We start from the raw sequence: 20,072 nt of genomic DNA on the forward strand, positions 1-20,072 counted from the left end.
CAGGAGAAGCAGTCCAGCGGCAGGTGGCGGAGACCTCACTCGTCACAGGCCCTCGGCGAAGCCGACCCGCCAGGTCGGGTACCTCAGAACCCAGCCGAGCTCGCGCTTGGCCTTGGCGTTCGACGAGCCCCGGGAGGCGGTCATCCAGGTGACGCCGTGCTCGCCGATCAGCGGACGGGCGAGCCAGACCGGGACGTGCCGCGGCGGCTCCGCACCGAGGGCCGCCGCCAGGGCGGGGATCCACTCGGAAGCGCGGGCCGGCTCGTCGTCGACGATGTTGTAGAGCCCCGGGGCCCCGCGCTCGACGGCGGCCACGGTGGCGTCGGCGGCGTCCACGGCGTGCACGAAGGACATCCGCCCGGCGCCGCTCCCGACGACGGGTAGCTTTCGAGCGCGCACGAGGGCCACCATCTCGCCGTCCTCGCCGTGGGCGATGCCCGTCCCCGGACCGTAGAACCCGCCGTAGCGCAGGACGAGCCCCTCGAGGTCGGTCGCCGTGGTGACGGCCTCCTCGAGGTGGCGGATGGCTGCGAGCGACTCGCGGGACTCCCTGGCCGGGTGGGGGTCGAGGCGCTCGCTCTCGTCGGCCGCCACGGACGGGTCACCGGACTCCGGGCGGGGATTGGTCCATCCGGTGAAGCTCTGAGCCAGGAAGCGCGCCACTCCCACGGCCCGGGCCGCCTCCAGGAGGTGGTCCGTGCCCTCGGTGCGCAGGCGGTTGGTCATCGCGAGGTCCCTGTCGAAGTGCTTCGGATTGATGCCGGCCCGCAGTGAGGTGAGCTGGTGGATGATGACGTCCGGCTTCGCCTCCTCGACGGCCGACCTGACCGAGTCGCGGTCCAGACCGTCCATCTGCAGCGGTGCGGCACCGGCTGCCGTGATCGCGGCCGTGCTACCCGAACGGGTCGTGCCGAAGACGTGATGGCCGGCCGCGACGAGGGCGGGCGTGAGGCTGTGTCCGAGGGCGCCGCTGGCGCCGGCGAGCAGAACTCGCACGATGGCTCCTTCGTGTGGAGGGTCGGTGTCGATGCCCCGTTCGACGAGGTGACCGCCCTCGTTGTGACAGCCATGCCATGTCACTGTGGAGTCGTGACCGTCATCGCCGAGTACCACGACGAGCTCCGGCCGCTGATGTTCTCGATCGCCTACCGGATGCTCGGGAGTGTCGCCGAGGCCGAGGACGTCGTGCAGGAGGCGCTGCTGAGGATGACCCGCGCCGCGGCTGACGGGGTCGAGCCCGACAACCTCGACGCGTGGGCCACGACGGTGACCACCAGGCTGGCCATCGACACGCTCCGCTCGGCCAGAGTGCGCCGCGAGTCCTACGTCGGCACTTGGCTGCCGGAACCGCTGCGGACGACGGCGGGCGACGATCCCGCCCATCGCGTCGAGGTGGACGACTCGGTCTCCACCGCGATGCTCGTGCTCATGGAGACCCTGACCCCGCACGAGCGGGCCGTCTTCATCCTGCGCGAGGCGCTCGGCTACGACTACGCCGACATCGCTGCCGTGGTCGAGCAGAGCGAGGCGACCTGCCGCCAGCACTTCTCCCGTGCCCGAAAGCACCTCGAGGCCGGGCGGGCGAGGTTTCGAGCGTCAGCGGCGCGTCGGGACGAGCTGGCTGCGGCCTTCCTCGCGGTCGTGCAGGGCGGTCGTGCGGAAGAGCTGGAGCGCCTCCTCGCCGACGACGTCGTCTTCTGGGCCGATGGCGGCGGCAAGGCTCCGGCCGCGACCCATCCTCTGTCCGGTCCCGTCGCCGTCGCCCGCTTCGTCGCCGGGTTGGTACGCCGCGGCGGCCCGTTGGGCTTCACGCTCCGGCCGACCGTTCTCAACGGCGAGCCGGGGCTGCTGACCCTCGGCCCGGCCGGGGAGCTCGTCGGCGCGCTCACCCTGACGTTGGACGAGGACGGTCGAGTCGTCGGGATACGCAACCAGATCAACCCGGACAAGCTCCACCACCTCGGTGAGGTCGGAGATCTGAGGGCGCTGATGCGCGGCGACGGCGCCCCGGACGAGCCGCTGCCCCCAGTCAGCCGGCCAAGCGGTCGATGAGCCACGCCTCGAGCGGGCTCGCCGTCTCACCGGAGACCAGGTTGCGCTGACCGGGCAGCACGGGTGGCGCCACGGAGGTGTGATGGTGACCCGTCGGTGTGGTGAGGACGACCTCGTGGAGGCCGGGCCCGGCCACCCCGCGGTCCACCCGGTGGCGCCAGCCGGGTTGCTCCTTGACGTGGTTGCAGCGCACGCACAGGCCCTGGCCGTTGCCGGCGCTGGTCGAGCCGCCGCCGGCCCACGGCTCCACATGGTCGGCGTGCCGGATCGGCGCATCGCACCACGGAGTGCGGCACACGCCGTCACGGGCGATGAGGAACCGGCGCAGACCCGCCGGGAAGAGCCGCCGCTTGGAGTCCAGGGCCACCAAGTTCCCCGTCGCCGGGTGGGTGTAGAGCCTGCGGAGCCATCTCCTCGCGCGTGCCGGGGGTGAGCCTCCGGACGCATCCGCGGGTGGTGGCCCGAGGTCCCGGGTGAGCAGCTCGCGCGCCCAACCCGCCGGGACGGGCCCGTATCCGGGGATGTGCGCCGGGGTCTCGTCCCCCTCGAGCAGCGCCCGGTCGGTGATGACGACCTGCACCTCGACGGGGATGTCTGGCGGCAGGCTCGGCAGAGCTGGACCCGCCTCGTCGGCGCCCGAACCCACCGCAGAGCACAGGACCCGGTCGACGAGCGTGTCGGCCATGACCTGCCCCTTGCCGCGCGGATCACCGCCGGCCTGCGCCGTTGCCGCGGCGGCGGTCAGGGCGGCATAGAGCGCGACCGCCTGCGCCACGGGCAGGACCGCGGTGACGACCGCCATGGTGTCGGGGATCGGCCGGAGCGTCACCCGGCGCTCGCTCTCGGCCGTGCGGGCGCGGGCCACGGCCGCCTCGGCGTCGATGCGGTCGGCCACGGCGCGCACCGTCGCCTCGAGTCGGCGGTCTCCCCACGTCGCGATGCCGGCCGGGACGTCCGCGGCTGGGTCCGCCAGATTGGCACCGACCGCCTCGGCGTCCACAGCGAGCCGCTGGTCGCGGCTGAGGTGGCTCGTCAGGCGAGCGACGAGCTCGGCGCGTCGCTCGTTGAGCTGCCCTGTCGTGAGCGCCTCGAGGGTGTGTGGGAGGTCCTCGACGAGCGCGACCGCCGTGGTCGCCAGCCGAGCGCCCCGGTGCGGCGACTCGTGCCGCGCGAGACCCACCTGCGCGGCGATCCCGGCCTTCTCGTGAGCCCCGCGTCGACTGCCACGTGACGACTCGCGCTCGTGGGGACGGCCGTTGAGCGGCACGGGCGCGAACTCGTGACGACGAATGGAGTCCTTGGCGGCGCAGTACCCCTCGAAGTCGCTCGCGTCGAGGCACTCCTGCGCGCGGTGCCGCCAGTGGTCCGCGACGTGGGCCTCCGCGGCGACGAACGCCGCCGTGACCTTGGCCTGTGCCGCGGCGCAGCTGGCCTTGGCCCGCTCCAGGGTGGCCAGGAGGTCGACGAGCTCAGCGGCCCCGAGGTCGGCCCCGTCGAGGCCAGCGAGCGCCGCTGCCCACTCCTCGAGGTCCTTGGCAGAGAGGCCGCCCGGCATGGAGCCGGAGCCGACACCTGCCGGCTCCGCCACCAGGCCAAGACCCCTGTCCATGCGGTCAATCCTACGCCAGGACGACTGCCTCCAGCAAGTCAATTGACGTCGAATCTCCCTGACTACCAAGATGATTCAGCAAATCAACGCACTGTCGGTCGTGCGTTCTAGAGTGTCGTCGGGGAGGGTTCCGGCATCCCGGGTCAGACGACCCCGGAAGCGAGCCCAGCGGCATACGGAAAGTGTCGTATGCCGCTGGGCTGGGACCCGCGCGCGACGCTCAGACCGAGCTCGACGACTTCCAGAGGTTGATGCCGGCCTCGACAGCGTGCTCGTCGATGCGGTCCAGCTCGTCCTGCGAGAAGCCGAGCCCGTCGAGGGCGCCGAGGCTGTCCTCGAGCTGGGCCACGCTCGATGCGCCGATCAGCACCGAGGTGACCCGGTCGTCCCGCAGCGCCCAGGCGAGCGCCAGCTGGGCCAGGGACTGGCCGCGGGACTGCGCGATGTCGTTGAGCGCGCGGACGTGCCGCAGCGACGCCTCGGTGAGCAGGTCGGGGCTCAGGGACTTGCCCTGGGCCGCGCGGGAGTCCTCGGGGATGCCGCCGAGGTACTTGTCCGTCAGCATCCCCTGCGCCAGCGGCGAGAACGCGATGGCGCCGACGCCCTCCTCACCCAACGTGTCGAGCAGGTCCTCCTCGATCCAGCGGTTGAGCATCGAGTAGCTCGGCTGGTGGATCAGCATGGGGGTGCCCAGCTCGCCGAGGATCTCGATCGCCTCGCGGGTCCGCTGGGGCGAGTAGGACGAGATGCCCGCATAGAGCGCCTTGCCGCTCCGCACCGCGGTGTCGAGGGCGCCCATCGTCTCCTCGAGCGGGGTCGTCTCGTCGAACCGGTGCGAGTAGAAGATGTCGACGTAGTCGACGCCCATCCGCGCGAGGGACTGGTCGAGCGAGGCGAGGACGTACTTGCGGGAGCCACCACCCTGGCCGTAGGGGCCGGGCCACATGTCGTAGCCCGCCTTGGTCGAGAGGATCAGCTCGTCCCGGTACCGCGTGAAGTCCTGGGCGAAGATCGTGCCGAAGTTGCGCTCAGCACTGCCGTAGGGCGGTCCGTAGTTGTTGGCGAGGTCGAAGTGGGTGACCCCGAGGTCGAAGGCGCGACGAAGGATCGCCCGCTGCCGTTCGATCGGGACGTCGTCGCCGAAGTTGTGCCAGAGCCCGAGGGAGATCGCGGGCAGGTCGAGTCCGCTGGCACCGCAGCGGCGGTACGTCATCGAGTCGTAGCGGGTCGGGGCTGCCTGGTAGTCGTCCACGTGGTACGTCATGCGCCCCAGTCTGCCGGTCCGGGAATCCGGGCGAGGGGTTGTGGTTCCGGCAACCGCGGGCAAGACTCCGAAGAAGCACCCCCGTGGACCAAGGCAGTTCGTCATCTGCGCGCGGCAGGAGGCCGAGGAATGACTCGTATCACCGTGAAAGTCGACGGAGTGGAGTACTCCGACGACGTCGAGCCCAGGACCCTGTTGGTCCATTACCTGAGGGAGACCGTCGGCAAGACCGGCACGGTCGTCGGTTGCGACACGAGCAACTGCGGCGCCTGCACGGTGCACCTCGACGGTCGCAGCGTGAAGTCCTGCAACGTCCTCGCCGTCCAGGCAGACGGTCATGAGGTGACGACGATCGAGGGACTCGCCGGGACGGCCGGGTCGGACGGCGCACTCCACCCCATGCAGGTCGCCTTCCACGAGGCCCACGGCCTCCAGTGCGGCTACTGCACGCCCGGGATGATCATGCAGGCCTGTGACCTGCTCAAGGAGAACCCCGACCCGACCGAGGCCGAGATCCGCGAGGGCCTCGAGGGCAACCTCTGCCGGTGCACGGGATACCACAACATCGTCAAGGCGGTGCAGCAGGCGGCAGCCGCGATGTCGGGCGCCGTGTCCGCCGGGGCCGGCACAGCGACCGCCGAGCCGGACCGCGAGGAGGTGACGTCATGACCATCACGGAGGACACCTCGACGACCGAGAACCCGAAGGCCGAGGTCGGCCGGGCCCGCAGGCGCAAGGAGGACCAGCGCCTCATCACCGGCCGCACGCGGTGGACCGACAACATCACCCTGCCCGGCATGCTCCACATCGCGATGGTGCGAAGCCCCTTCGCCCACGCCCGGATCACCGGCATCGACACCGCTGAGGCCAAGGCGTCCCGCAACGTCGTCGCCGTCCTCACCGGCGAGGACCTCAAGGACGTGCAGGGCGTCAACGCCAACGCCTGGCCCATCAGCCCGGACCAGGTGACGCCGACGCACCTGCCGATGGCCGTCGACCACGTCGCCTGCGCCGGTGAGATCGTCGCGTGTGTCGTGGCACGGTCCGCGGCAGAGGCGCGCGACGCCGCGGAGCTCGTCGACGTCGACTACGAGGAGCTGCCCGCCGTCCTCGACATGAAGGAGGCCCTCAAGGACGAAGTCCTCGCCCACCCCGACCTGGGGACGAACAAGTCGGCCTTCTGGAAGCTCGACTCCAAGGAGGCGGGCACTGGCGAAGACGTCGATGCGGCCATCGCCAAGGCGCGCGAGGCCGGTGTCGTCATCGAGCGCGAGTACCGCCAGCAGCGGCTCATCCCTGCGTTCATGGAACCGCGCTCCGTCGTCGTGGACCCGACCGGTGAGCAGATCACCATGTGGTCGGCGACGCAGATCCCGCACATCCTGCGCTTCCTGCTCGCCGCGACGACCGGCGTGTCCGAGGCCAAGATCCGCGTCATCGCACCGGACGTCGGCGGTGGCTTCGGCGGCAAGCTCCAGACCACGCCCGAGGAGTTCATCGCCTTCGCGGCGGCGCAGCAGCTCGGCAAGCCGGTCAAGTACACCGAGACCCGCTCCGAGTCGCTCCTGTCCGCGCATCACGGCCGCGACCAGTGGCAGAAGCTGACCCTGTCGGCCACCCGGGACGGCACGGTGACCGGTCTCAAGGTCGAGCTGCTCGCCGACCTGGGCGCCTACGTCGCGCTCGTCGGCGGCGGCGTGCCGGTGCTCGGCGCGTGGATGTTCAACTCGATCTACAAGTTCCCGGCCTACCGGTTCACGGTCCAGACGCTCCTCACCAACAAGACCTGGGTCGACGCCTACCGTGGCGCCGGGCGTCCCGAAGCGACCTTCGGCATCGAGCGGATGATGGATGAACTCGCGGCCGAGCTCGGCATGGATCCGCTCGAGCTGCGCGAGAAGAACTGGATCAAGCACGAGGAGTTCCCGTTCACCACGGTGGCCGGGATGACCTACGACTCGGGCAACTACGAAGCGGCGACCGCACGGGCGCGCGAGCTCTTCGGCTACGACGAGCTGCGAGCCGAGCAGCAGCGGCGGCGCGAGAGCAACGATCCGATCCAGCTCGGCATCGGCATCTCCACCTTCACCGAGATGTGCGGTCTTGCTCCCTCGCGAGTGCTCGGTTCGCTGAGCTACGGCGCCGGCGGGTGGGAGCACGCGAGCATCCGCATGTTGCCGACGGGCAAGGTCGAGGTCGTCACCGGCACGTCGCCGCACGGCCAGGGCCATGAGACCGCGTGGAGCCAGATCGTCGCCGATCGGCTCGGAGTGCCCTTCGAGGACGTCGAGGTGCTCCACGGTGACACGCAGATCAGCCACAAGGGGCTCGACACCTACGGGTCGCGCTCCCTCGTCGTCGGCGGTGAGGCGCTCGTCCTCGCGGCGGACAAGGTCGTCGAGAAGGCGAAGCCGATCGCGGCGCACCTGCTCGAGGCCAACGTCGACGACCTCGAGTTCACCAGCGGACGGTTCGGCGTCAAGGGCACCGACAAGGGCATGACGATGGCCGAGATCGCGCTCGCCAGCTTCGCGGCCCACAACCTGCCCGATGGCATCGAGCCCGGACTGGACTCCGAGGCGACGTACGACCCGGTCGACTTCTCCTTCCCGCACGGCACGCACCTGTGCGCCATGGAGGTCGACACGGAGACCGGCGCGACGTCGATGCGCAGCTACGTCTGCGTCGACGACATCGGTGTCGTCGTCAACCCCCTCATCGCCGACGGCCAGATCCACGGTGGGCTGGTCCAGGGCATCGCCCAGGCCCTGTGGGAGGGCGCTGAGTACGACGAGAACGGCACGCTCGTCACGGGCTCGTTCGTCGACTACACGCTCCCGACGGCTGCCGACACGATCAGCTTCGTCACCGACTACACCGTCTCCCCGTCCACGACGAACACCTTGGGCACCAAGGGAGTCGGCGAGGCCGGCACCATCGCGTCGACCCCGGCGGTGGTGAATGCGATCGTCGACGCGCTCCGCCCGATGGGCGTGCACGACGTGCCGATGCCCTGCACGCCGGAGCGGGTCTGGCGGGCCATCCAGTCCGGTGGATCGGACCGTCAGGTCGAGTCCTCCGGGGAGGCCCAACCGCACTTCGACGCAGGTGCGCCCAACCAAGACACCCCCGAGCCGGAAGGCGGTGCCCAGTGATCCCCGCATCGTTCGACTACGTGGCTCCGACGACGGTCGCGGACGCCCTCGCGGCGCTGGCTGAGCACGGCGACGAGGCCAAGGTGCTCGCCGGCGGGCAGTCGTTGCTGCCGATCCTGCGGATGCGGCTCAACGCTCCCGACACCGTCGTCGATCTCGGGCGCATCCCCGAGCTCCAGGGGATCTCGGAGGAGGGTGACGCCATCGTCATCGGCGCCATGACGCCGTATGCTGCTGTGCTCGCTTCCGAGGTCGTGTCCCGTCACGCCGGGCTGCTGTCCAAGGCGGTCGCGACGGTGGCCGACCCGCAGATCCGGCACCGTGGGACGGTCGGCGGCGCTCTCGTGCACGCTGACCCGGCGGGTGACGTGGGCGCGCCGGTGCTGGCCCTGGGGGCCGAGATGGTCATCGCCGGTGCTGGCGGCGCAACCCGGACCGTGCCCGCGGACGACTTCTTCGTCGACCTCTTCACCACGGCCGTGGGGGAGGGCGAGCTGCTGACGCAGATCAGGATTCCCAAGCACACCGACTGGGGGTCGCACTACGAGAAGTTCGTCCGGGTCAGCCATCAGTGGTCGATCGTGGCGGTCGCTGCGGCGGTCCGCGTCGACGGCGGGACGATCGCCGAGGCGCGGGTCGGACTGACCAACATGGGCGCCACCCCGTTGCGGGCCAGGGCGGTCGAGGATGCCTTGGTCGGTCAGGCTCCGACCGAGGACGCCGTGCGCGCTGCCGTGGCGCAGGTGGCGGAGGGCACCAACCCACCCTCCGACCTCAATGGCGGGTCCGACTACCGCAGGCACCTCGCGACCGTGCTCACCCGACGGGCGGTCCTCGCCGCGGCAGGGGCGTGACGGCGGATGGAACTCACCCACTCCTTCACCGTGCCGACCTCCGTCGACGAGGCGTGGTCCCTGCTCACCGACCTGAAGCGGGTCGGGGACTGCTTCCCCGGCGCGACGGTCACCGAGGTGACCGACGAGGGCTTCACCGGCACGGTCAAGGTCAAGCTCGGCCCGATCTCCCTGGTGTACGGCGGCTCGGGATCCTTCGTGGCCAAGGACGACGAGGGCCACCGGGCGGTGATCGAGGCCAAGGGCAAGGACAAGCGGGGCAACGGCACTGCAGGCGCCACCGTGACCGTCCAGCTGACTCCGGACGGTGGTGGTGCCCGAGCCGATGTCGTCACCGACCTGGCGGTGACGGGCAAACCCGCGCAGTTCGGACGGGGCGTCATGCAGGACGTCTCGGACAAGCTCCTCGGCCAGTTCATCGCCTGCATCGAGCGGGAGCTCGGCGGCGGACCGGCCCCGGACACCAGCGGCGCTGAGCTCATCTCGGAGCCCACCGTCGCCCAGGCGACGTCCCCGCAAGCCGCGCTCCCCCAGGCGACGGTGCAGGACGCAGCTGAGGCCGCGAGCCGGCCCGAGATCATCACCGTGGCCGTGCCCGAGGAGGTCCGCGACACCGGCGCACCACTCACCCTGTCAGAGGAGGTGGCGCGGTCGAAGGCGGAGGCCAGCGAGGCCGCGGCAGCGGCCGCTGCCCTGCGGCGCCCGACGTCGGCAGCCGAGGCCGCCGACGACGCCCTCGACCTGGGCTCGGCGGTCCTGCCCGTCCTCGTCCAGCGCTACTCCGGCTACGCGGTCGCCGCGGCGCTCGGGGTCCTCGTGGGCTGGCTCCTCGGCAGACGCCGCTCCTGATCGAGAGAGCAGTTCGCGACACAGCTTCCCGTCGCGAACTGCTCTCTCGATCAGAGGGGGCGATGTCGCGAACTGCTCTCTCGATCAGAGGGGGCGATGTCGCGAAGGTCCGTCAGGCGTGCGCGATGCCCGCCGCGATGACGAGGTCCTCCCATGACATGCCCACGCTCTTGAAGACGTTGGGTCGGTCGGTGGCCCGAGCCAGCTCCCCCGTGACGAGGGCCTTCATCGGATGCAGCGCCTCGGGAGCGAGGGCGCCCTCACTGATCGCCATGACGACGTCCCCGGCTTCGCGGAGGGCGGTCCCGACGTCCTCGACGACCACCAGCGCACGTCCCATCAGCCCGGCGTCGAGCTCGCGACGGTCCGGCTCATGGGAGCCGATGGCGACGACGCAGGCTCCGTCCGACACCCACCTGCCGTCGAGGACCGGCTCGGCTGCCGACGTCGCGGTGACGATGATGTCCGAGGCGGTGACTGCCTCGGCGACCCGCTCGTCCGCGACGGCCAGCGGGGTGGCGGAGACACCCAGGTCGGACACCTGGCGGGCCGCCGCGCGGGCGTGGTCGAGGTGTCGCGTGACGATGGTGACGTGGTGCGGCCGGCGGATCGCCAGGATCGCCTCGACGTGACCGATGGCTTGGGGACCGGCACCGAAGACGGTCACCCGAGTCGAGGCAGCGGGGGCGAGGGCGTCGACGGCGACGGCTGACACCGCAGGGGTGCGGAGCGAGGTGATGGCGCTCCCGTCGAGGATGTCCGTCGGGGTCAGCGTGTCCGCGTCGAACAGGACGTAGAGGGCCTGGATGCGCTCGAGCCCACGCGCCGGGTTGCCGGGGGCCACCGAGAGCACCTTGACCCCGACCGAGCCAGGTGTCGACGAGGGCATGATGAGCAGCTGCCCTCCCGGGACGAGCGGCGACATCCGGGGTGGGTCTGCCGAGGGGTCGACGTCCCGCTCAAGGGCCTCGCGGATCAGCCGCCGGGCGAGCTCCGGTGACAGGACTCGGCGGATCTGGGCGGAGCCGGTCCAGCGCGGGGCCTCCATCATGAGTCCTGACGATGGGAGCGGGCCGCCTCGGCCAGCCGGTCGACCCGGCGGACCGCCTGATGGCGCAGGAGCCACTGGGTGGGCTCATGAGCGAGCACGCCCAGCCAAGCCGGCCCAGCGGCATACGAGATGGTGTGGATGGCGAGCGTTCCGGCGCCCGCCGGCCGGAACCGCCACGAGGTGCGGAGGTCGCGGACGTGCGGAGGCACGCGCAGCGGCGGATGGGTGAGCGACTCGGCGACGGCACCGGCGAGGTCGGGCGGCAGGGGGACGTGGGCGTCGGCGCTGACCTGCGGCATGACCCGACCCTATGCCGTCAACCCCGACGGACCGGGATGGCGATGAGGAGGCTGATCTCGTCGTAGTTCTGGGTGGCGCTGTTCCAGTCGCCACCACACGTCGTGAGGAAGAGCCGCTCGGGACCGCCGAAGTCGTAGAGTCGCTCAGACATGACGATCTGGGGATACTCGCGGGCAGCGTTGACCTCCCGCCAGACTCGCTGGACCCGGTAGGAGCACGTGGAGCCGTTGCGCTGCCGGACGTGGATCAGTTGGCCGACGTCGAGGCGCTTCGCGAAGTCCTCCTTGAAGATGGCCGAGTTGTCGCGGTAGGTGTGGCCGTTCGTCAGCACGGTGCCCTGGCCCGAGCCGGGCTCCGGCCCGTCGGCGTACCACCCGGCCCTGGTGCGGTCGGTCGGGTTGCCCAGCGGCCGCCTGCCGTCGGAGTCCGGCTCAGCCGTCCGGTCGAGGCCGATCCGCTCGAAGGGCGCATCGACGTCGAGTGCCGGGATGACGAGACGCGCGGGTGCACCCGCTCGACACGCTGACGGCGCCCGGGTTGACGTCGCAGGTGCACTGCCGGACGCCACCGACCCCGCGGAGGCCTGGCCAGAGCGACTCGTGCTGCCCGTCGTCAGCGGCCCTGCCGTGGACGGTTCCGCAGGGCCAGCACCGAAGGGCCGTGCGAGCAGCACCCAGACCGCGAGGAGCACCATCACGGCGGTCACGACGTAGCCGGTGGCGAGCCGCGGACTCGGAGTCACCTCGTCCTCCCATGACGTCTGGAGCGCAATGACTGTGTTCTCAACATGATGCAGGGCCGCCGGTCGTGACGACCGGCGGCCCTTGGTCGTGCGTCAGCTGTCGGCGTTCTCGCGGCGTCGACGCAGCGCTTCAGCAGTGAGGATGCCAGCGGCACCCATCAGCAGGCCCGTGCCCACGAGCCCGTTGACCGGCGACGAGTCGCCCGTGCCACCCGCGGGGCCACCGCCGGTGTCAGGGGCGCCGGGACCGGGAGTCACTCCACCACCCGCGCCCGGGGTCGTGGGAGGTGTGGTGGTCTCGGTCGGAGGTGTGGTGGTCTCCGTGGGAGGCGTGGTGGTCTCGGTCGGAGGCGTGGTGGTCTCCGTGGGAGGCGTGGTGGTCTCGGTCGGAGGCGTCGTGGTCTCCGTGGGAGGTGTGGTGGTCTCGGTGGGGGGAGGCGGAAGCACTGGCGGGCACTCCGGCGCCGGCTCGCCGGCCTGTCCACCGCCGGGCTCGCCGAAGCCGATCACCACCGAACGTCCTTGGGCATCGTTGAACGGTGCGCCAACGACGATCGGCTCCGCGACCGAGTTGACCGAGACGAGGATCGGGTTCTGCCCTGTCTGGAGCCGCTCATCCACCCCCGGCTTGCCGACGTACTTGCAGACGTACACCCACTGGTTGTGCTCGTCAGCTGTAGCGGGCGATGCGGATGCAAAGACAAACGCCCCTGACGCGGCGAAGGCCACTGCGGTGATGAGCGAAGCAGTTCTGCGCCGCATGCCGATCGTGGTGGTCATCAGATTTCCCCTAACTCCAAGTCTGCCGGGGCCTCATGGCACCCCCGAGGGCACCGGCTCGGCCGCCCCTGAGCGTGCTGGACGGTCCGGTCATGTCAGTCCTACCCAGTTTCTGCCGGGAGCACCACCCGAGGGCCGATGACGTCACCGGGACGTTATCGAACCACTCGAGGCGAGTTTGCGCCGGATGTGCCGAAACACCTTGCCGCACAAAAGGGTTGACGTGTTCGCAGGCTGAGTTCAAACCGGACCAACCACCACTTTACCGACACGAGGTCCTAGGCTCTTCCTCTGCCAGCGCCCGAAGGGTTCGGGCGAGCAGAGGAGATGCCATGACTGATCAGTTCCCGCCCGAGCAGGGCTCCCTGGGCCACGACCCCGCGGAGCCGCCGGTGTTCGGGGAGCCCACCGACCCGACGACTCCGCTCTCCCCACCCCGGTCGGCCCCGACCCAGACGCTGTCGCCGCAGGCCGTCGCCGTCCCACCGCTCCAGAGCGCCGCCGGGGTCGCGCAGGAGTCGAAGGGCGTCCTGACGGCGCTGTTCGACTTCAGCTTCACCCACGTCGTGACGCCGAAGCTGGTCCGCTTCGTCTACCTGCTCGCCACGGTCGCTCTCGGGTTCGTGTGGCTCGTCTGGCTCGTGGTCGGCTTCGGCCGCGGGGCGGGGGCAGGGGTCGTTGTGCTCCTGCTCGGACCTGTCCTGCTCGTCATCTACCTCGCCGTCATCAGGATGACGCTCGAGTTCTACCTGTCGGTCGTCCGCATGAGCGAGGACATCCACCGGAGGCTCCCGCAGGCCTGAGTGCCCTCGGACAGCGCCCTGCCGACGCGGCACACCCGCGAGCCCGTATGCCGCTGAGCTCCCTTCCGGACGCAAGCCGGCTCAGCGGCATACGGGCTCTCCGACCTCGGTGGGTCACATCGCGCGGGCGACGCTGCGGCGGAGCGCCCAGGCTCCGACGACGAGGGCCACGACGGCCATCCCGGTGAGCGCGCCGAGCTGGGGCAGGATGTCGACGAAGGACGCGTCGTGCCGCTGGATCTCGGCGAACGCCTCGTAGGCCCAGGAGTGCGGCGTCACCTTCGACACGGAGCGCAGCGTGTCGGTGAACAGCTCGAGCGGGACCATGCCGCCGCCGAGCCCGGCGAGGACGAGGCCGACGCCGACGCCGATCCCGGAGGCGGCGCCCTCGTTGTCGAGGACGGCACCGAGCACCATCGCGGCCCCGGCCGAGACGGCGGAGAAGCTGATGAGGACGAGCCCGGTGAGCCAGGGGCTGCCCCAGTCGACGCCGAAGAGGATGCCGGTCGCGACGACGATGTAGACGGCTTGGAAGAGGGCGATGGTGAAGCGCCCGGCCGCCTGGCCCAGGAGGACCTGGCTGGTGGACACCGGGGCCGCGAGAGCCCGGGCGATGACCCCCTGGCGGCGCGCCTGGATGAGGGTGGTGGCACCGGTGAGCGAGGAGAGGAAGGTGAAGAGCAGGACCATCGACGAGGCGCCGAGGTCGAACTGCCCCAGGCCGGAGAACTCCTGGGCGAGCCGGTCCACGTCCTCGACGCGGACGGTCGGTGCGGTGACGTGGGACCGGGCCGCAGTGATCGACTCTGCCGCGGCCTCGGGAGGAACCCCTCGCGAGACCAGTGCGGAGATCTGGGCGCCGTCGAGCTGGACCTGCTCGATGGCTGCGCGCACCGCCTGCTGGACGGCCATCGCGGCCGACTGTGAGCTGGGCAGCATCTCCAGCTCGACGGGCTGTCCAGCGGCGAAGGCGGCGTTGGCGCCGTCGGGGATCTGCAGGCCCACCGTGGTGCGCCCGCGCGACACCTCCTCGACGATGTCGCCCCAGTCGCCGGATGCGACGGAGGTCCGGTCGCTCTGGAGTGCGGCGACGACTGCCCGGCGCAGCGGACCGTCCTCGCCGGCGATGCTGACGCGGCCGCTCGAGGACCCGCTGCCGAACTGGGCGCCGATCACGACGACGAGCAGCAGGGGGAAGATGAAGACGAAGAAGATGTTGGACCGGTCGCGCAGGAAGCGGCGCAGCTCGGCGCCGGTGAGGGCGAGGACGGGCCGCAGCCGGGTCATTGGACGGCCCCCCGGTCCGGGACGAGACGCGAGACGACGAGCACGACCGCGGCGAAGCCGAGCATCGTCAGGAGCGGGATGCCGATGTCCCCCAGCCCTCCACCGCCGGAGGTGATCCCGAGCCCGCGAATGAGTGCCGAGACCGGGTTGAGGTCCATCACCGAGCCGAGCCAGCCCCGTGCGGTGATCTGGAAGAACGCGCCACCCGCGATGCCGAGGACCAGGGCGATGATCGACTGGGCGATGTTGGACTGCTCGGCGGTGCGGGCGACTCGGGCGATGACGAACATCAGTGACGTCGCTGCGAGGACGGCGGCCAGGATGAGCACGGCGACGGCGATCGGCGCACCGAAGCTGACGCCGAAGAGCCGTCCGCCGACCGTGAGCAGGATGGTGGTCGCCACGACGCCGAGGATGAAGCTGACGAGAGCCTTGGCCGTCACGATGGTCCAGGCCGGCATCGGCATGGACCTGAGCCGGGCCAGGGTGCCCTGCTCGCGTTCCGTCACGAGCGAGGTGACGCCGAAGCCGACGGTGAAGAGGAGGAACAGCCCGGCCTGGCCGGCGACCAGTGCGCCGGTGCTGGACAGCTGCTCGTCGGACGCGACGCCTTCGGTGAGCGTGATGGTCGGCTGGCCCCTGGCGACCTCCTGCCCGATCGCGGCCAGGTCGGCCGGGTCGAGGCCTGCATCGGCGCCGGCCGCTGCGGCCAGCGCCCCGGCGGAGAAGCGCTCCACGGCCGACTCGACCACGGAGGTGACGATCGACTGCTCGATGCCGGTGCCGCCGCCGGAGACGATGGTGACCTCGATGGGCCGGCCCTGCTGGAGGGCGGCCCCGAAACCCTCCGGCACGATGAGTCCGACCTGCACCGCGTCGTCGCGGGTGAGGCCGTGCACCTCGTCGGCCGCAGCCGTCCGGACGGTGAGGTCGAGGCCCTCGACCCCGTCGAGGCTGCGGACGACGTCGAGGAGGGCGACCGCGAGAGCGTCGTCTGCCGGCGCGGCGGCCGCGACCTTCGTCGGCCGCAGCTCGGGGTCGGCCAGGTCACCGAGCACGAGGTCGAGGACGAACATCAGGGCGAGCGGCACGATGATGGCGAAGATGACGACGGACCTGTCGCGGATGCGCTGACGCAGGTCGTACTGCGTCATCGTCCAGAGCTGCTTCATCGGTCCCCTCAGTCCCGCAGCGCCTTGCCGGTGAGGTGGAGGAAGACCGACTCGAGGTCGGGCCTCGTGATCTCCACGTCGGCAAGGCTCATGCCGGCGCCGGTTGCGCTCGTGACGATCTGCGCGACGGCCGTGGGCGCGTCGGACACCGTCAGCCGGAGCGAGTGCCGGTCGCCGCTGACCTGGTGCACCGCCGGCAGGGCGCGCAGGGCAGCAGCGGCCGCAGCGGTGTCTCCCGTGCCGGCCAGGCGGATGATGTCGGCCCCCGAGGTCAGCCGGACCAGCTCGTCGCGGGTGCCCTCGGCCTGGAGGTGTCCGGAGTCGATGATGCCGATCCGGTCGCAGAGGCGCTCGGCCTCCTCCATGTAGTGGGTCGTGTAGAGGACGGCCATGCCCTCGACGGAGAGCCGCTCGACCGACTCGAGGATCTGGTTGCGGGACTGGGGGTCCACGCCCACCGTCGGCTCGTCGAGGATGAGCAGCGTCGGCTGGTGCAACAGCCCGACGCCGATGTTGAGCCGACGCTTCATGCCGCCGGAGAACTCCTTGCTGAGGTCCTTCGCGCGCTCGGTGAGGCCGATCAGCTCGATCACCTCGTCGACGCGCGTCGTCAGCGTGGCGCCCGTCATGCCCTGCAGCTTGCCGAAGAGCGTGAGGTTCTCGCGGGCGGTGAGCTCGGGGTAGATCGCGAGGTCCTGCGGGACGAGCCCGATGTGACGCTTCGGCTCGACCTCGGCCGGGCCCATCCGCTGCCCGGCGACGGTCACGGTCCCCGAGTCGGCGGCGATGAGGCCGGCCACCATGGAGATCGTCGTCGTCTTGCCGGCGCCGTTGGGCCGAGCAGGCCGTAGGTCTCGCCGCGCCCGATCCGGAACGAGACCCCGTCGACCGCCGTCAGGTCACCGAACCGGCGGACCAGGCCGTCCGCGACGAGCACGTCGTCCGCTGCTGAATGGCCTTGCACTGCATCCGCACTCGTCATGATCCCCCCGCAGGCGCCGGCTTCGTGGCTGTCGCTGTCCCGGCCAGCCTAGGGGCGGATGGTCGCGTCTGCACCGGAGATGCGGGTGGCCCGGGGAGGCACGTCGGTGAACTCCACCACATCCCACCGTGCCGTATGCCGCTGAGCCCGCCCAGCGGCATACGGCCGGCTGGGTGCGGGGTGGGGTCCCGCGACGGTCAGGCGGACAGCGCGCGGCCGCGCCACTCGGGCAGGGCCAGCGCCGCGGCCGCGGCCAGGGCGAAGGCGACACCGAAGACGGTGAACACGAGCCCGGATCCGCCGAGGTCGAGCATCCAGGGCACCGACAGCGGCGCGATGATCGAGGCGATCCGGCCGAACGCCGCCGCGGACCCGGAGCCCGTGCCGCGCAGGAAGGTCGGGTAGACCTCTGGTGTCACGGCGTAGAGGGCGCCCCAGGCGCCGAGGTTGAAGAACGACAGGGCGCAGCCCGCCGCGATGATGGCGCCCTCGCTGCCGGCCTGCCCGAAGGCGTAGGCCGAGACGGCGGAACCGACGAGGAAGGTGGCCAGGGTGGCGCGTCGGCCCCAGGCCTCGATGAGGAACGCCGCGACGCCGTAGCCGGGGAGCTGGGCGAGCGTGATGATGAGGGTGAAGCCGAACGAGCGCGTCAGTGAGAAGCCTTGGGAGACCAGCAGGCTCGGGATCCAGATGAACGCGCCGTAGTAGGAGAAGTTGATCCCGAACCACGCGGCCCAGAGCGCGGCCGTCCGCCCGCGCAGGCCGTCGGACCACAGCTCGGACCAGCGCGGTGTCCGGGTTGGGGGCGCCTCCGGTGACGCGACCGGGGCCACCCCCGAGGCCGCCTCGAAGGTGCGCACGGCCTCCTCGGCCTCCGCCGTGCGGCCACGCCCTTCGAGGAAGCGCACCGACTCGGGCAGCCGAGACCGGACGTAGAGGGCGTAGAGCGCGGGCACGATGCCGATGAAGAGCGCCCAGCGCCACCCGTCGTCCGAGGCGGGAACGACGAAGTAGCCGATGAGCGCGGCCAGGATCCAGCCGACCGCCCAGAACGCCTCGAGGATGACCACGACCCGGCCCCGGATGCGCGCCGGCGCGTACTCGCTGACGAGGGTGGACGCCACGGGCAGCTCGGCCCCGAGCCCGAGCCCGACGACGAAGCGCAGGCCGATGAGCATGGCCAGCCCGGTCGACAGGCCGGCGGCGCCGGTGGCCACGCCGTAGATGAGCAGGGTGAGGGCGAAGACGTTGCGGCGGCCGATCCGGTCGGCCAGCAGGCCGCCGAGGGAGGCGCCGATCGCCATGCCGACGAAGCCGATGGAGCCGATCCAGGACAGCTGGGTCGGTGAGATCAGCCACTGCTTGGCGAGCGCCGCCATGACGAAGGAGATGAGCCCGACGTCCATGGCGTCGAGGGCCCAGCCGATGCCGGAGCCGAGGAGGAGTCGCCGGTGCTGGCCGTTGAACGGCAGCCGGTCGAGCCGCTCGCTGCGGCTGGGCAGCGGGGCGGTGTCGGCGCGCGCGGAGTCAGTGGGAGCGGACATCGTCGTGGGGGTGGCTGTGGGGGTCGTCGGCCCGGATGGCGACCGGCGTCAGGGTGATCGCTTCCTCCCAGTCGGGGCCGTCCATCTCGATCGCCGCGGCGGGGAAGAGGCCGTTCTCCTCCTTGTCGATGTGATCGCGCAGCTCGACGACGAACCGGTCGATCAGGGCCGTCTCACCGTCTCGGATCCGCTCTGCCAGCGCGTCGAGGGCGGCGTGCTCGGCGCAGAGGGCGTCGACGTGGTCGGTGAAGTCGGGGTTGCGCCGCAGCACCCCGAAGAGGCCCAGCTCCTCGGCCGACGTGTGGGGGTGCAGGTGGGCGATGGCGTGGTCCAGCGCCTCTCGCACGCCGTGGGGGTCGGTCCCGTCCGCCGCGCGCTGGAGGATCCCGGCCGCGTTGACGATGTCCTCGTGCTCGTCCATGAAGCGACCGATGAGCGAGATCGAGCGGCATCCGCAGTAGCTGCACACGGCCGGGATCCTCCTTCGCGTCTGCCGGTCAGGCGGGACGCGTCAGGCGCAGCGTCCAGGCTTCCGGGCCCTCAACAAGGTACTCGATGCCGATGTCGCCGAACTGCTGCTGGAGCTGGGCGAGGAGCGGGAGCGGGTTGTGCGGTGCGACGAGGTCCATCGCGCCGCCTGCGGGGATCGCGCTGAAGGCGCCGAAGACGGTCGCGTGCCGGATGGCGTGGGGGATGACGGTGACGTCGAGCGTGGGGACGCCCTCGTCGGTGCAGCCACAGCCGCACGAGTGCTGGCTCTTCTCGGTGAGGGACAGTTCGGTCACGGGAGACTCCTGATTCGGTGGGTCCCAGTCGGTGGTCGACGGGCCTGACAATGGCCGGGGTTGGCGGTCCGGCCGACCGCGAACTACATTTTATACGGTGATGAACGTGGAAAAGAACGAGGGTTGGGGACCGAGGCCGTCCCGGAGCACCGCAGCGGACGCCGTCGCGGGTCTGACGGCGCAGCGGCGACGCGTCCTGGAGGCCCTCGACGTGGAGCCGCGCCCGGTGACCGCGGTGGCCGCGGCCCTCAACCTCCACGTCAACACGGTCCGCGAGCACCTGGACGGCCTCGTCGACGCCGGGCTCGCCGAGCGTTCCCGGCTCACGCCCTCCGGACGGGGCCGACCCGGATGGGGATACGCTGCCCGGCCAGGGGTGGGGTCTCCCTCGGCTGGCGAGTACGCCTCTCTTGCAGCGGTCCTCGCTGAGCATGCGGCAGCCCAGGGTGGCGATGTCGCGGGTGACATGGCCAGGCTCGGTAGTGGCTGGGGGCGCGGGCTCGTCGAGTCCCTCGACCGGGTGGACGAGCCGGAGCAGGTGGTCATGGACGTCCTGGGGACCCTGGGCTTCGATCCGGAGCAGCGCGCCGACGTGGTCCGACTGCGGCAGTGCCCGATGCTCGACGTGGCGCGCCGCCATCCCGAGATCGTCTGTCAGGTGCACCTCGGCCTCGTGCGCGGAGCGCTCGAGGCGGCCGGTGGGGACGCGGAGGCGGTGGGCCTCGAGGCGTTCGCGGAGCCGGACGCGTGTCTCCTCCACCTCGGCGCCCGCCCCGGCCGCCCCGCCGCTCGCCCCGGCGCCTGACCCCGCCCGCCTCAGCGCGGCGCCGCTGGGCGTGTCAT

At 71.2% G+C, this 20,072-nt stretch carries 20 protein-coding genes; 7 read left to right on the plus strand and 13 right to left on the minus strand.

Annotation, left to right across the window (positions count from 1 at the left end; all coding sequences use genetic code 11):
* Positions 1-42 precede the first annotated feature (42 nt).
* Positions 43-996, minus strand: a complete 954-nt coding sequence (locus ABWV20_RS08725) for an NAD-dependent epimerase/dehydratase family protein (RefSeq protein WP_353354619.1) — start codon at positions 994-996, stop codon at positions 43-45.
* Positions 997-1,089: 93 nt separating this feature from the next.
* On the opposite strand from ABWV20_RS08725, the gene sigJ reads away from it, so the two are divergent.
* A complete protein-coding gene (gene sigJ, locus ABWV20_RS08730) occupies positions 1,090-2,052 on the plus strand; it encodes an RNA polymerase sigma factor SigJ (RefSeq protein ID WP_353354621.1) in 963 nt (320 codons plus the stop codon).
* Here sigJ and ABWV20_RS08735 read toward each other — a convergent pair.
* Together ABWV20_RS08735 and mgrA are read right to left on the minus strand one after the other, a co-directional pair.
* Entirely contained in the window at positions 2,030-3,661 is a 1,632-nt protein-coding gene (locus ABWV20_RS08735; protein ID WP_353354623.1) for an HNH endonuclease, read from the minus strand. The genes sigJ and ABWV20_RS08735 overlap by 23 nt on opposite strands.
* A gap of 220 nt (positions 3,662-3,881) precedes the next feature.
* On the minus strand, positions 3,882-4,925 hold the full coding sequence (gene mgrA / locus ABWV20_RS08740; protein ID WP_353354624.1) for an L-glyceraldehyde 3-phosphate reductase: 1,044 nt from the start codon (positions 4,923-4,925) through the stop codon (positions 3,882-3,884).
* A gap of 129 nt (positions 4,926-5,054) precedes the next feature.
* Between mgrA and ABWV20_RS08745 the strand changes: the two genes are divergently transcribed.
* From ABWV20_RS08745 to ABWV20_RS08760, 4 genes are read left to right on the plus strand one after another with little or no spacing between them, the layout of a single operon-like run.
* Positions 5,055-5,594 carry a (2Fe-2S)-binding protein gene (locus tag ABWV20_RS08745; protein WP_353354626.1) on the plus strand — a complete coding sequence of 180 codons (540 nt, stop codon included), beginning with the start codon at positions 5,055-5,057 and terminating at the stop codon, positions 5,592-5,594.
* On the plus strand, positions 5,591-8,080 hold the full coding sequence (locus ABWV20_RS08750; protein WP_353354628.1) for a xanthine dehydrogenase family protein molybdopterin-binding subunit: 2,490 nt from the start codon (positions 5,591-5,593) through the stop codon (positions 8,078-8,080). Before ABWV20_RS08745 ends, ABWV20_RS08750 begins: the two co-directional genes overlap by 4 nt.
* Complete coding sequence (locus ABWV20_RS08755; RefSeq protein WP_353354629.1) at positions 8,077-8,934, plus strand: FAD binding domain-containing protein; 858 nt, start codon at positions 8,077-8,079, stop codon at positions 8,932-8,934. The genes ABWV20_RS08750 and ABWV20_RS08755 overlap by 4 nt, the downstream gene beginning before the upstream one ends.
* Positions 8,935-8,940: 6 nt before the next feature.
* Positions 8,941-9,783 carry an SRPBCC family protein gene (locus ABWV20_RS08760; RefSeq protein WP_353354631.1) on the plus strand — a complete coding sequence of 281 codons (843 nt, stop codon included), beginning with the start codon at positions 8,941-8,943 and terminating at the stop codon, positions 9,781-9,783.
* 112 nt (positions 9,784-9,895) lie between these two features.
* On the opposite strand, the gene ABWV20_RS08765 is transcribed toward ABWV20_RS08760, so the two are convergent.
* The 4 genes from ABWV20_RS08765 to ABWV20_RS08780 form a co-directional block, all read right to left on the minus strand.
* On the minus strand, positions 9,896-10,834 hold the full coding sequence (locus ABWV20_RS08765; protein WP_353354633.1) for an ornithine cyclodeaminase family protein: 939 nt from the start codon (positions 10,832-10,834) through the stop codon (positions 9,896-9,898).
* Complete coding sequence (locus ABWV20_RS08770) at positions 10,831-11,133, minus strand: hypothetical protein (RefSeq protein ID WP_353354635.1); 303 nt, start codon at positions 11,131-11,133, stop codon at positions 10,831-10,833. Before ABWV20_RS08770 ends, ABWV20_RS08765 begins: the two co-directional genes overlap by 4 nt.
* Before the next feature lie 17 nt (positions 11,134-11,150).
* Positions 11,151-11,876 (minus strand): class F sortase, encoded by a 726-nt coding sequence (locus tag ABWV20_RS08775; protein ID WP_353354636.1) that lies wholly within the window; start codon positions 11,874-11,876, stop codon positions 11,151-11,153.
* 93 nt (positions 11,877-11,969) lie between these two features.
* The gene (locus ABWV20_RS08780; protein ID WP_353354638.1) at positions 11,970-12,656 is read right to left on the minus strand and encodes a hypothetical protein; all 687 of its coding nucleotides are present in this window, start codon (positions 12,654-12,656) and stop codon (positions 11,970-11,972) included.
* 332 nt (positions 12,657-12,988) lie between these two features.
* Between ABWV20_RS08780 and ABWV20_RS08785 the strand changes: the two genes are divergently transcribed.
* On the plus strand, positions 12,989-13,459 hold the full coding sequence (locus tag ABWV20_RS08785; protein WP_353354639.1) for a DUF4282 domain-containing protein: 471 nt from the start codon (positions 12,989-12,991) through the stop codon (positions 13,457-13,459).
* A gap of 114 nt (positions 13,460-13,573) precedes the next feature.
* On the opposite strand, the gene ABWV20_RS08790 is transcribed toward ABWV20_RS08785, so the two are convergent.
* From ABWV20_RS08790 to ABWV20_RS08815, 6 genes are all read right to left on the minus strand, one after another.
* Entirely contained in the window at positions 13,574-14,746 is a 1,173-nt protein-coding gene (locus tag ABWV20_RS08790) for an ABC transporter permease (protein WP_353354641.1), read from the minus strand.
* A complete protein-coding gene (locus ABWV20_RS08795; protein ID WP_353354643.1) occupies positions 14,743-15,918 on the minus strand; it encodes an ABC transporter permease in 1,176 nt (391 codons plus the stop codon). The genes ABWV20_RS08790 and ABWV20_RS08795 overlap by 4 nt, the downstream gene beginning before the upstream one ends.
* A gap of 8 nt (positions 15,919-15,926) precedes the next feature.
* Positions 15,927-16,721 (minus strand): ABC transporter ATP-binding protein, encoded by a 795-nt coding sequence (locus ABWV20_RS08800; protein ID WP_353354644.1) that lies wholly within the window; start codon positions 16,719-16,721, stop codon positions 15,927-15,929.
* A gap of 376 nt (positions 16,722-17,097) precedes the next feature.
* Entirely contained in the window at positions 17,098-18,444 is a 1,347-nt protein-coding gene (locus ABWV20_RS08805) for an MFS transporter (protein WP_353354645.1), read from the minus strand.
* Positions 18,428-18,913: a hemerythrin domain-containing protein gene (locus ABWV20_RS08810; RefSeq protein ID WP_353354646.1), complete on the minus strand. Its 486-nt coding sequence runs from the start codon at positions 18,911-18,913 to the stop codon at positions 18,428-18,430. Before ABWV20_RS08810 ends, ABWV20_RS08805 begins: the two co-directional genes overlap by 17 nt.
* A gap of 28 nt (positions 18,914-18,941) precedes the next feature.
* Positions 18,942-19,229, minus strand: a complete 288-nt coding sequence (locus ABWV20_RS08815) for a DUF2249 domain-containing protein (RefSeq protein ID WP_353354648.1) — start codon at positions 19,227-19,229, stop codon at positions 18,942-18,944.
* A 106-nt stretch (positions 19,230-19,335) separates the two neighbouring features.
* Here ABWV20_RS08815 and ABWV20_RS08820 point away from each other — a divergent pair, with 106 nt between their 5' ends.
* Positions 19,336-20,034 carry a helix-turn-helix transcriptional regulator gene (locus tag ABWV20_RS08820; protein WP_353354650.1) on the plus strand — a complete coding sequence of 233 codons (699 nt, stop codon included), beginning with the start codon at positions 19,336-19,338 and terminating at the stop codon, positions 20,032-20,034.
* The last annotated feature ends 38 nt before the right edge of the window (positions 20,035-20,072 follow it).

The organism is Intrasporangium sp. DVR, from assembly GCF_040365325.1.
In the GTDB taxonomy this organism is placed as follows: domain Bacteria; phylum Actinomycetota; class Actinomycetes; order Actinomycetales; family Dermatophilaceae; genus Intrasporangium.

Excerpts from the sequence above, each read along its gene's own strand:
- ABWV20_RS08805 (WP_353354645.1), bottom strand. The coding sequence starts at position 18,444 with ATGTCCGCTCCCACTGACTCCGCGCGCGCCGACACCGCCCCGCTGCCC.
- mgrA (WP_353354624.1), bottom strand. The coding sequence starts at position 4,925 with ATGACGTACCACGTGGACGACTACCAGGCAGCCCCGACCCGCTACGAC.
- ABWV20_RS08760 (WP_353354631.1), top strand. The coding sequence starts at position 8,941 with ATGGAACTCACCCACTCCTTCACCGTGCCGACCTCCGTCGACGAGGCG.
- ABWV20_RS08735 (WP_353354623.1), bottom strand. The coding sequence starts at position 3,661 with ATGGACAGGGGTCTTGGCCTGGTGGCGGAGCCGGCAGGTGTCGGCTCC.
- ABWV20_RS08745 (WP_353354626.1), top strand. The coding sequence starts at position 5,055 with ATGACTCGTATCACCGTGAAAGTCGACGGAGTGGAGTACTCCGACGAC.
- ABWV20_RS08795 (WP_353354643.1), bottom strand. The coding sequence starts at position 15,918 with ATGAAGCAGCTCTGGACGATGACGCAGTACGACCTGCGTCAGCGCATC.
- ABWV20_RS08785 (WP_353354639.1), top strand. The coding sequence starts at position 12,989 with ATGACTGATCAGTTCCCGCCCGAGCAGGGCTCCCTGGGCCACGACCCC.
- ABWV20_RS08790 (WP_353354641.1), bottom strand. The coding sequence starts at position 14,746 with ATGACCCGGCTGCGGCCCGTCCTCGCCCTCACCGGCGCCGAGCTGCGC.
- ABWV20_RS08750 (WP_353354628.1), top strand. The coding sequence starts at position 5,591 with ATGACCATCACGGAGGACACCTCGACGACCGAGAACCCGAAGGCCGAG.
- ABWV20_RS08770 (WP_353354635.1), bottom strand. The coding sequence starts at position 11,133 with ATGCCGCAGGTCAGCGCCGACGCCCACGTCCCCCTGCCGCCCGACCTC.
- ABWV20_RS08780 (WP_353354638.1), bottom strand. The coding sequence starts at position 12,656 with ATGACCACCACGATCGGCATGCGGCGCAGAACTGCTTCGCTCATCACC.
- ABWV20_RS08800 (WP_353354644.1), bottom strand. The coding sequence starts at position 16,721 with ATGGTGGCCGGCCTCATCGCCGCCGACTCGGGGACCGTGACCGTCGCC.
- ABWV20_RS08765 (WP_353354633.1), bottom strand. The coding sequence starts at position 10,834 with ATGATGGAGGCCCCGCGCTGGACCGGCTCCGCCCAGATCCGCCGAGTC.